Origin of the sequence: Flavobacterium sp. (assembly GCF_044338735.1) — a bacterium.
In the GTDB taxonomy this organism is placed as follows: domain Bacteria; phylum Bacteroidota; class Bacteroidia; order Flavobacteriales; family Flavobacteriaceae; genus Flavobacterium.
This window is the reverse complement of record NZ_JBIIWV010000067.1, coordinates 1-11011: the sequence shown is the minus strand read 5'-3', so window position 1 is coordinate 11011 and position 11011 is coordinate 1. Positions and strand designations below refer to the sequence as shown.

Annotated in this window: 11 protein-coding genes; 8 read left to right on the top strand and 3 right to left on the bottom strand. The window is 32.7% G+C overall.

What is annotated here, in order from left to right:
- Nucleotides 1-433 precede the first annotated feature (433 nt).
- Nucleotides 434-2410: a DNA primase gene (gene dnaG / locus ACIQZC_RS06020; protein WP_396138335.1), complete on the top strand. Its 1977-nt coding sequence runs from the start codon at nt 434-436 to the stop codon at nt 2408-2410.
- A gap of 302 nt (nt 2411-2712) precedes the next feature.
- Here dnaG and nadE read toward each other — a convergent pair whose 3' ends face one another.
- Entirely contained in the window at nt 2713-3519 is an 807-nt protein-coding gene (nadE, locus tag ACIQZC_RS06015) for an NAD(+) synthase (RefSeq protein ID WP_396138334.1), read from the bottom strand.
- An 80-nt stretch (nt 3520-3599) separates the two neighbouring features.
- Between nadE and gldB the strand changes: the two genes are divergently transcribed.
- Together gldB and gldC are read left to right on the top strand one after the other, a co-directional pair.
- The gene (gldB, locus tag ACIQZC_RS06010; RefSeq protein WP_396138333.1) at nt 3600-4562 is read left to right on the top strand and encodes a gliding motility lipoprotein GldB; all 963 of its coding nucleotides are present in this window, start codon (nt 3600-3602) and stop codon (nt 4560-4562) included.
- Between the two features lie 7 nt (nt 4563-4569).
- Complete coding sequence (gene gldC, locus ACIQZC_RS06005; protein WP_396138332.1) at nt 4570-4896, top strand: gliding motility protein GldC; 327 nt, start codon at nt 4570-4572, stop codon at nt 4894-4896.
- Nucleotides 4897-4936: 40 nt separating this feature from the next.
- Here the strand turns inward: gldC and yihA are convergent, their stop codons facing one another.
- Together yihA and ACIQZC_RS05995 are read right to left on the bottom strand one after the other, a co-directional pair.
- Nucleotides 4937-5557 carry a ribosome biogenesis GTP-binding protein YihA/YsxC gene (yihA, locus tag ACIQZC_RS06000; protein ID WP_396138331.1) on the bottom strand — a complete coding sequence of 207 codons (621 nt, stop codon included), beginning with the start codon at nt 5555-5557 and terminating at the stop codon, nt 4937-4939.
- Between the two features lie 106 nt (nt 5558-5663).
- The gene (locus tag ACIQZC_RS05995; protein WP_396138330.1) at nt 5664-6419 is read right to left on the bottom strand and encodes an alpha/beta fold hydrolase; all 756 of its coding nucleotides are present in this window, start codon (nt 6417-6419) and stop codon (nt 5664-5666) included.
- Nucleotides 6420-6753: 334 nt separating this feature from the next.
- Here ACIQZC_RS05995 and mraZ point away from each other — a divergent pair, with 334 nt between their 5' ends.
- The 5 genes from mraZ to ACIQZC_RS05970 form a co-directional block, all read left to right on the top strand.
- Nucleotides 6754-7224, top strand: a complete 471-nt coding sequence (gene mraZ, locus ACIQZC_RS05990) for a division/cell wall cluster transcriptional repressor MraZ (RefSeq protein ID WP_396138329.1) — start codon at nt 6754-6756, stop codon at nt 7222-7224.
- Complete coding sequence (rsmH, locus tag ACIQZC_RS05985) at nt 7199-8107, top strand: 16S rRNA (cytosine(1402)-N(4))-methyltransferase RsmH (RefSeq protein ID WP_396138328.1); 909 nt, start codon at nt 7199-7201, stop codon at nt 8105-8107. The genes mraZ and rsmH overlap by 26 nt, the downstream gene beginning before the upstream one ends.
- A gap of 5 nt (nt 8108-8112) precedes the next feature.
- A complete protein-coding gene (locus ACIQZC_RS05980) occupies nt 8113-8469 on the top strand; it encodes an FtsL-like putative cell division protein (RefSeq protein WP_396138327.1) in 357 nt (118 codons plus the stop codon).
- Complete coding sequence (locus ACIQZC_RS05975; protein ID WP_396138326.1) at nt 8460-10439, top strand: penicillin-binding protein; 1980 nt, start codon at nt 8460-8462, stop codon at nt 10437-10439. Before ACIQZC_RS05980 ends, ACIQZC_RS05975 begins: the two co-directional genes overlap by 10 nt.
- A partial coding sequence (locus tag ACIQZC_RS05970) for a Mur ligase family protein (RefSeq protein WP_396138325.1) occupies nt 10436-11011 on the top strand: 576 nt, incomplete at its 3' end. The genes ACIQZC_RS05975 and ACIQZC_RS05970, both read left to right, overlap by 4 nt.

The following is an 11011-nucleotide window of genomic DNA, read 5'->3' as shown; positions in this document are numbered from 1 at the left end:
TCACCAAAAAGTTATATTAAGAGAAGAAACTCCAATTAATTTCTTTTCATGCAACCTTTTTTACTTCGTTCTCGTCTATATAAATAGAAGTAATAATTCAATAAAAGCGCAACTGTAAAATTAAATTTAATGTTTCAGATTTTAATTATGGTTTAAGTGCTTATGTAGGTTATAAGGCTACAAGTCTATATGTTAAATATGACTTAAATCCAATGTTCAAACACAATAATATAGATCAAAACAACGTTTCATTAGGTATACGCTTTGATTTTAATTAAATTAAGAGTTAGGTTAAGTTCTCTGTTTCGAAAAAGTACTTCAGCAATGAAGTACTTTTTTGTTTTTATACGTTTTTTTATGGATTAACTTTGTAACTTTGAATTCGTTTTTCCATTATCTGAAAATCTTAAAGTCTAAAATCTGAAAATCAAAATTGATCTCAAAAGACACCATAGAAAAAGTATTTGAAACCGCCCGAGTTGAGGAGGTTATTGGTGATTTTGTCCAACTCAAACGCGCAGGAAGTAACTTGAAAGGTTTGTCTCCGTTTGTGAACGAAAAGTCGCCTTCGTTTATGGTTTCTCCGGTGAAGCAAATTTGGAAAGATTTTTCGTCGGGAAAAGGAGGAAATGCTGTGACTTTTTTAATGGAACACGAACATTTTACCTATCCTGAGGCAATTAGATATTTGGCCATAAAATACAATATTGAAATTGAAGAAACCGTTCAGTCTGATGAAGATGTAGCGCAGGCTAATGAAAAAGAAAGCATGTATTTGGTTTCGGAATTTGCACAAAAATACTTTCATCACACGTTATTAGAAACCGAAGAAGGAAAAGCCATTGGATTGTCCTATTTTAAAGAACGAGGTTTTACTTCCGAAACCATTAAAAAATTTGGTTTAGGTTATTCGCCAGAAACTTGGGATGCGTTTACCAAAGAAGCACTGGGTAAAGGGTACAAATTAGAGTATTTAGACAAAACCGGACTTTCGATTGTTAAAGAAGATAAACAATTTGACCGTTTTAAAGGTCGTGTGATGTTTCCTATTCAGAGCATGAGCGGTCGTGTGTTGGGTTTTGGAGGGCGTATTTTGACCAATGATAAAAAAGCCGCAAAATACCTCAATTCGCCCGAAAGTGATATTTACCACAAGAGTAAAGTGTTGTACGGAATTTTTCATGCGAAACAATCCATAGCGAAACAGAATAATTGTTATTTAGTTGAAGGATATACTGATGTCATTCAAATGAATCAAGCCGGAATTGAAAACGTCGTAGCTTCTTCTGGAACGGCTTTAACACCGGATCAAATTCGGTTGATTAATCGCTTAACGCCAAATATTACTGTACTTTTTGATGGTGATGCTGCTGGTCTACGTGCTTCGATTCGTGGAATTGATTTGATTTTGGAAGCCGGAATGAACGTAAAAGTATGTACGTTTCCAGATGGTGATGATCCTGATAGTTTTGCGAGAAAAACATCGTATGAAGATTTGTTATTGTATTTTGAAGAAAATGCCAAAGATTTCATTCAGTTTAAAGCTTCTTTGTTAATGCAAGAAGCTAAGAATGATCCTATTAAAAAAGCTGATTTAATCCGGGATATGGTCATTAGTATTTCTAAAATTCCAGACCGAATTAAACGAGAAGTCTATATTAAGGAGTGTTCTCGAATCATGGACATTTCTGAAGAGGTGCTTTTTAATACGCTAGCTCAACTCGTTAAAAAAGATTTGTCGGAAGCCAATAAAAACTATAAGGAAGAACAAAAAGCTTTTGAAGTTGTTAAAAATGAAAGCACTGAGACAACCGAAAAAGTAGATATACAATATGAATTAGAACATAAAATTATTCAGATTCTGTTGTTCTATGGATCCAAAGAAGTCGAATTTGAAGACAGCATTTTGACAGAAAATGAAGAGGGCGAATACGCTGATGTTGCTGAGAAAAAGAATTATAAAGTATTTGAGCGCGTTTATTTGAGTTTGCAAGAAGACGAAATAGAACTAGCTAACCCAGTATTTAAAGCCATTTATAATCATTTGATTGCTTTTTTCAACGAGAACGAAGTGTTTGAATTGGATAAATATTTAATGCATTTACCAGAAGAATTATCTCAGGAAGTAACGTCAATATTAATGAACGAAGAACGAGAGGTATTACATAATTGGGAAGTGCAGCAAATTTACGTCAAACAAAAAGAAGCAACTATCGGACAATATGTAACCGAAACCATCATTACTTTGCGTTGGTATTTAGTAAACAACATTATTGATGAATTAAAAAATAATTTATCAACAGAAGAGGAGCAAGATAATAAAGAATCGCTAGAAATGGTAATGGCCTATTTAGGGCTTACCCATGTTTTTTCAAAAAATTTAGGCAGAGTACTATCTCGTTATCATTAAATAATTTCCAAGTCTTTCGCTTTTTTCAATAAGTCAACTAAGTTGGTGACGTTAAATTTTGACAATAATCTTAATTTGAATTTCTTTTGAATTAAGTTCTTGCAACAGCAATTCACTATTTTTTGCTACTGATAAACACTTAATTTTTTGATGATTTTTGAAATAGGAATGAATTCCATAGGAAATAACAGGAGCACTATCTGCAATACTTTCTTTTATCAAAGCTAAAAAATTACAGTTCTAAAACTAACATATTCATAGTTAATCAATAATATATAATTAGCTGTGAATTAGGATGATAATTATTTTAAACCCTCAGGAATTACACAAACAGGTATGGGTTGCATTTTATGTTGGTTGATTAAATGAAGTCGTTCATAAAGGATAAAAACCTGCGCCTCTGGTCCTGAAAAATCAGTTGCTTTTTTTCCTAATTCTAATTGCTTCATTGCCCATTCTAATTCATCATAATTAGCACCTATTTGGTCTTCATCACTCCGGTCATCGCCAAATAATCCATCAGTAGGTTTTGCATCTAAAATACTTTGAGGAACTTTTACATAAGCAGCTAATAATCTAACTTCGCTTTTCATTAAATCGGCAATTGGGCTAATATCTACACCGCCATCTCCATATTTTGTAAAGAACCCTACACCAAAATCTTCTACTTTATTTCCGGTTCCGGCGACTAAAAATCCATGTAATCCAGCAAAATAGTATAAAGTAGTCATGCGCAATCTGGCACGAGTATTGGCTAGTGATAAAGCCAGTGTTGTTTCATGATCCGATGCTGGAACTTGCGTTTTAAATTGTTCGAAAACAGGGGTTAAATCGGCACGTTCACTCAATACATTTGAAAACCTACTTTTTAATTGGGCAATATGTTCGTTTGCTCTATTGACATGACTTTCCGCTTGATGTATTGGCATTTCTATACAAAGCGTTGGCAAACCAGTTTGCGCACACAATGTTGAAGTTAGCGCACTATCGATTCCTCCAGAGATGCCAACAACAAAACCCTTTACTTTTGCGTTTATAGCATAATCATGCAGCCATTGTACAATGAAATCATTAATTTTTTCTGCTTGAAAAGGAGTAGAATTTGTCATTTTTTTATGAAAATTTGTAAGTCGATAACTGTATATTTGTAACCGAATTAATATTTGATAAAATTATAAAAATACGCCATATGAAGCAATTATTATTTGCGCTAATTATCGTTTCGTTATTTTCTTGTAGAGAAGAAAGTAAAATTGAAGAAGCGGTAGCTCAAATTCCGGTCACTTTTAAAGTTGAACGATTTGATCAAGTTTTTTTTGGTTCTAAACCGAATGAACTTGAACAAATTAAATCAAAATATCCGTTTTTTTTCCCAGCAGGAAACCCCGATTCAGTATGGATAAACAAGATGAATAATCCGTTATTAAAGGAATTATATAACGAGGTTCAAGTAAAATATCCTGCCCTTGGAAAAGTAGAAAGGGATCTTGAAAAATTATTTGGTCATGTGCAGTATTATTTTCCAAAATATAAAACCCCTCGCGTAATTACTTTAATAAATGAAGTAGATATGGAAGGCAAAGTTTTTTATGTAGATACACTTGCCTTGATATCATTAGATTGTTATTTAGGTAAAGAGCATAAATTTTATGTAGATTTTCCCGAATATAAGAAAATTGAGTTAGAAGAAAATCAAATCGTTCCTAATTTAGTGTCGAGTTTTTGTTATGGTAAAATTGCCACACCAACAGATAGAACGCTACTTTCGGCTATGATTTATTATGGAAAAGAATTGTACATTAAAGACAAATTAATTCCAGAATATTCAGATGCAAATAAAATTGGGTATACCGAATTGCAGCTTAAATTTTGCCAAGAAAATGAATATTATATGTGGAGTAATTTGGTGGAAAATAAATTATTGTATGATGTAAATCCAAAGAATGAACAGCGTTTTATTCAACCGGCACCGTTTTCAAAATTTTATTTAGAAATTGACAATCAAACCCCAGGTCGTGTGGGTCAATGGTTGGGTTGGCAAATTGTAAGAAGTTATATGGAAAACAATGATGAGGTAACTTTGGAACAATTAATGGCTATGGATGCCAAAACTATTTTTGAGAATTCGAAGTACAAACCAAAGAAACAATAATAGAATAATGAAAAAATCAGATATAAAAATTACCGTAGGTTTAGATGAAAATAATGTGCCCGAAAAATTATTATGGACGGCACAAGATGGCGGTGTGGAGCAAGAAGAGGCAAAAGCATTAATGCTGTCGGTTTGGGATAGTAAAGCTAAAGAAACCCTTCGTATTGATTTATGGACAAAAGATATGCCTGTTGACGAAATGAAGCAATTTTTTCACCAAACTTTAGTCGCAATGGCTGATACATTTCAAAGTGCCACCGCCGATGAAAAAATGTCAGATACCATGCGCGATTTTTGTGATTACTTCGCTGAGAAATTGGAATTGAAAGCATAATAAAAAAGGCCGTTAATTATTGTTAGCGGCGTTTTTTATATTAAATAAATCCTTCATTCTTAAAAATATCCTCGTTAATTTGATTGATGTATTCTAAAATTCCTTCACGTCCTATAGCTTCAAGTGAAGACGTAACAAAATATGGCGGCATTTCAGCCCAGTCGCCCGCTAATAATTGTTTTTTATAAGCTTCCACATGATTGTTAACCTTGTTTTTACCTAATTTATCAGATTTAGTAAACACAATTGCAAACGGAATTTCGCTTTCTCCTAGATATTCTAAGAATTCTAAATCAATTTTTTGCGCTTCCAATCGAATGTCAATCAATACAAAGGCACAAACTAGTTGTTCTCTATGTTCGAAATAATCCATAATGAATTGTTGGAAAACAGCTTTTGTTTTTTTAGAAACCCGTGCATAACCATAACCTGGTAAATCGACTAAAAACCAATTACTATTAATTTTAAAATGATTAATTAATTGGGTTTTTCCTGGTTTTGATGAGGTTTTTGCTAAGTTTTTATGATTGGTCAACATGTTAATCAAAGAAGATTTTCCTACGTTTGAACGACCAATAAAGGCATATTCGGGCAAACGCTCTTTAGGGCATTTATCTACTTCAGAATTACTAATGATAAATTCGGCGGTATTAATTTTCATAACATATAGGTTGTCATTCTGAACTTGATTACTTCGTCAATTCGCAAGCTCGGGTCAGAATTTAATTTATAAGAGATCCCAAAATAAATTCGGAAGGAGCGCTTTATTAGAGATTATTTTTTTGCAACCAATTCAATAAAATTTCATTGAACGCATCTGGATGCTCCATCATAGCAGCATGACCACATTTATCAATCCAAAACAATTCTGAATTGGGTAACAATTTATTAAATTCTTCAGCCACATTTGGAGGAGTAACTTTATCATCTTTCCCCCAAATAATACACGTTGGCGTAGTCATTTTAGGCAAATCTTTAGCCATGTTATGACGGATGGCACTTTTAGCAATGGTTAAAGTTTTAATCAGCTTAATTCGATCATTAACCGTTGCAAAAACTTCATCTACAATTTCTTTGGTAGCAATTTTTGGATCATAGAAAACGTCTTCTGCTTTCTTTTTGATGTATTCATAGTCGCCTCTTTTCGGATAGCTTTCGCCCATTCCACTTTCATATAAGCCCGAACTTCCAGTAATTACTAATGCTTTTACAAGATTAGGATACATCTTTGTATGGTACAAACCGATGTGGCCACCTAAGGAATTTCCAACAAGAATTACTTCGTCAAAACCTTTATATAAAATAAAATCTTTAACAAATCTTGAAAAAGCTTTTACGTTCGTTTTTAAAATATTTTGCGTGTATATGGGTAATTCGGGTATCACAACTTTGTAACCCTTTGTTGGGAAAAATTGGGCTACTCCTTCAAAATTACTCAGTCCGCCCATTAATCCATGTAAAATGATGATTGGGGTTCCTTCTCCGGCTTCAAAATAGGTATATTTTTTTTCTTTTTTTAACATAAATACCACTTAAAGTGTTGGTTATCCTATTTGACAAATATACTATTTTATTGCGGAAACAAAAGAAAAAAATTAGGACGGTAAAATTTGGAGGTGTTTGAGTATAATTTGTTAGTTATCAACAATTTTAAAACATTTATTAACTAATTTATTTTGCGATGATTTTATTTTTAAAAGCATTTAAATTCTTCCATTTATCAAGTTTTAATTATTACAACTAAATCAGAAGTGGTTTTTTTAGTTTTAATTTCTTAAAACTTATTAACAAAGTGGTATTTTGTGGTAAAAAGTGGTAATTTTTTTCTAAATTTGTCCTTATTCAAATAGAAAAGAATTGAAAACATTAATTGGAACATACGAATGCAAGGTTGACGCTAAAGGGCGTTTGATGTTGCCAACTTCACTAAAGAAGCAATTAGGTTCTTTGGAGGAAGGATTTGTATTGAAGCGATCTGTTTTTCAGCCATGTTTGGAGTTGTTTCCAATGAGCGAGTGGAATAAGATGATGTTGAAAATCAATAAATTAAATCGTTTTGTAAAGAAGAATAACGATTTTATAAGACGATTCACAGCTGGGGTTAAAATGGTGGACATTGATACAACGGGACGCCTTTTGATTCCTAAAGACTTAGTTGTTTTTGCAACCATTGAAAAAGATATTGTCTTGAATTCTGCTATCAATATTATTGAAATTTGGGATAAAGACAAGTACGAAAATGCCATTGAAAACGCTACCGATGATTTTGCAGATTTAGCTGAAGAAGTTATGGGTAATTTAAATGATGATGAAGATGGACTATCATAATCCAGTATTGCTAAAAGAAACAGTCGACGGATTAAATATACTTCCAGATGGGGTTTATGTTGACGTAACTTTTGGTGGTGGAGGACATTCAAGAGAGATGCTGAATCGATTAGGTATAAATGGAAAACTATTTGCTTTTGATCAAGATCTTGATGCATTAGAAAACACAATTGCTGATGATCGATTTACACTAATAAACGAAAATTTTAGATTCATAAAACGATTTTTACGTTTTCACGGAATTAAACAAGTAGATGGGATTTTAGCGGATCTAGGGGTTTCATCCCATCAATTTGATGTGGCCGAGCGTGGTTTTTCTACTCGATTTGATGCTGAATTAGACATGCGAATGAATCAAAAAGGTGAAATCAGTGCTTATCATGTTGTGAATGAATATGATGAACAAGAAATTTCACGTGTTTTATTCAATTATGGCGAATTAAAAAACGCAAGAGCAATGGCAAATGTTATTGTTACAGCAAGAAAGGATAAGCAGATTAAAAACTCGGAACAATTAAAACAAGTTCTTGCTAAATTTTTACCAGCACATAAAAGCAATAAAATTTTAGCTCAAATATATCAAGCAATCCGAATTGAAGTAAATCAAGAGATGGATGTTTTGAAAGAGTTCTTAGAGCAATCTTTAGAACTTTTAAAGCCAGGCGGACGTTTAAGTGTTATTTCATATCATTCTTTAGAAGATCGATTGGTGAAACGATTTGTTAAAAACGGCATGTTTGAAGGAGAACCAGAGCGCGATTTTTTCGGAAATTTTGAAGTGCCTTTCAAAATAATTGAAAAACTTATTGTGCCTTCAGAAGCTGAAATTACAATTAATAACAGAGCTCGAAGTGCAAAACTAAGAGTGGCTGAAAAAAGATAATAGGAATGAAAAACGGAATTTACAGTTTATTAAAAGCAAAATTTCTTATCAATGATGATGCGCTTAAGAATTGGAAATTTATTGTTTTTTTAGTGGTTTTAGGAATGATTATGATTGCTAACAACCATCAATATGATGCTAAGAATTACAAGATTACCGAGTTGACAAACCAAGTTAAAGAATTGCGTTCAGAGTTTGTAGATCGTCGTTCTGAATTAATGAAGTTAAAAATGGAATCTACAGTGGAAAAAAAAATGGAAACCCGTCAAATTTTTCCTTCTGAAGAACAGCCTGTAAAAATTATAGTTGAAAGTAAAAAAGATAAAAAGAGTTTTTGGCAAAAATTAAAAATATGGCAATAGAAGATAAAAAAATATCGTATCGCATGTATTTTGTGGCCTTCTTATTTTTTATGATGGCTGTCTTTGTTTTGATTAAACTCAATAATATACAGTGGGTTGAAGGGAAGTATTACAGAAAATTAGGCAATAAACGCACCGTTAAAAACTTTCCAATTCCTGCAAATAAAGGAAATGTATATTCTGCAGATGGAAGTTTATTAGCAACTTCAATTCCTGAATATGCGGTGTATTTTGATGCAGTCGTACCTTCAGATACACATTTTAGAGATAATTTAAAAGACCTTTCGGATTCATTATCAGTAATGTTTGGTAAGCCAACAGGTTTTTATCAGGCAAAATTACAAAAGGCAAGAGCTAATAAAAGTCGTTATGTTTTCATCGCAAAAAAACTAAGTTATACAGAACAAGTGCGATTAAAATCCTTTCCGTTATTTAATAAAGGGGCAAATAAAGGAGGAATTATAATTACACCTGAAATTGTTCGTAAGCACCCCATTGGTTTAGTTGCAAAACGTACTATTGGTTATGAACGTTCAAATGAAGATGGAAAGGGTCTTGAATATGCCTTTAGAGAGTATTTGAATGGAAAAAATGGCCACAGAATGATGCAAAAAATTGCAAAAAATCAGTGGAAACCTATAAGTGATGTAAATGAAAAAGAACCGCAAGACGGTTATGATATTATTTCAACCATTGATGTTTATATACAAGACATTGCACATCACGCTTTATTAAAACAATTAGAGATTTACAAAGCAGATCATGGATGTGTGGTGGTTATGGAAACTAAAACAGGTCATATTAAAGCGATTGCCAATCTAGGAAGAGGAGAAGATGGATCTTATTTTGAAACCCAAAATTATGCCATAAATGAATCACATGAGCCAGGATCAACCTTTAAGTTAATTGATTTAATTGCCGTTTTAGATGACAAAAAAGCAGACACGAGTACGGTTTATGATTCACACGGGGGATTAATAACTTATTATAAGAGAAAAGTTAAAGATTCCAACAATAGAGGTTACGGTAAAATATCATTAGCTAGAGGTTTTGAAGTTTCGTCTAATACGGTTTTAGTTCAATCGGTTTATAATAATTACAAGAATAATCCTAAACAATTTGTAGATCGAATTAATAGTTACGGATTAAATAAACCACTAGGATTACCCATAAAAGGAGAAGGTAAATCGTTCATTCCTTATCCAGGCACTAGCGCTTGGTCGGGTACAAGTTTGCCTTGGATGGCTTTTGGTTATGGTTTGTCGGTGACTCCATTACAAACATTAACAATGTATAATGCGGTTGCTAATAATGGTGTTATGGTGAAACCTATTTTCGTTAGTGAAGTAAAAGAATGGAATAAAACCATTAAAAAATTCAATACTGAAATCATTAATCCAAAAATTTGTTCACAAGAAACATTAGGTAAAGTCCAAGCAGTTTTAGAGAATGTCGTTAAAAAAGGAACGGGTTCAAAATTATACTCAAAAGATTTTTCAATGTCGGGCAAAACCGGAACAGCTCAAGTTAATTATGGCAAACCCGATATGTATTATGCTTCATCATTTGTAGGTTATTTTCCAGCTGTTCAACCTAAATATTCATGTATTGTAGTAATTCACAAGCCAGATAAAACGGTAGGGTATTACGGTGCCGATGTTTCTGGACCAGTATTTAAAAGAATTGCACAAAAAATATTTACCGATTCTCCAGCAACAAATCACGTAAAAAATATTGAAGCTAAGGTAGTATCGCAAGATAATAAGTACAACAACTATTACAAAGAAGTAGTTAAAGAAGGACAAATTGTTCCTAATGTAAAAGGCATGGAAGCTATGGATGCCATAGCATTGCTAGAAAACTTAGGTTTAAAAGTAAAAGTTATTGGATTAGGAAGAGTAAAGAAACAATCGATTACTTCGGGACAAAAGATTAATAAGAATCAAACTATAATTATCGAATTATCGTGAAACGCCTAAAAGACATATTATATAGAGTTAGCATTGAAGCAGTTCATGGAGCTACTGATGTTTCTATTTCAAAAATTGAATTTGATTCTAGAAAAGTAGAATCAAATACTGCTTTTGTGGCGATAAAAGGAACACTTTCAGACGGTCATGATTATATTGAAAAAGCAATTGCACTTGGGGCAAATGTTATTGTTTGCGAACAATTTCCTGAAACTATAGTTCATGGAATTACCTATGTCCTAGTTAACGACACGAATGAGGCTTTAGCGTATTTATCGGCTAATTTTTATGATAATCCATCAGAGAAAATTAAACTGGTAGGTGTAACCGGAACTAATGGAAAAACAACAATCGCTTCATTATTATATCAGTTATTTAAAAAGGCAGGATATAAAGTTGGATTGCTTTCAACGGTTAAAATTATGGTGGATTCCGAAGAGTTTAAAGCTACGCACACGACTCCTGATTCACTGACGTTAAATTATTATTTGGACCAAATGGTTCAAGAAGGTTGCGAATTTTGTTTCATGGAAGTGAGTTCACACGGAATTCATCAAAAAAGAACAGCCGCT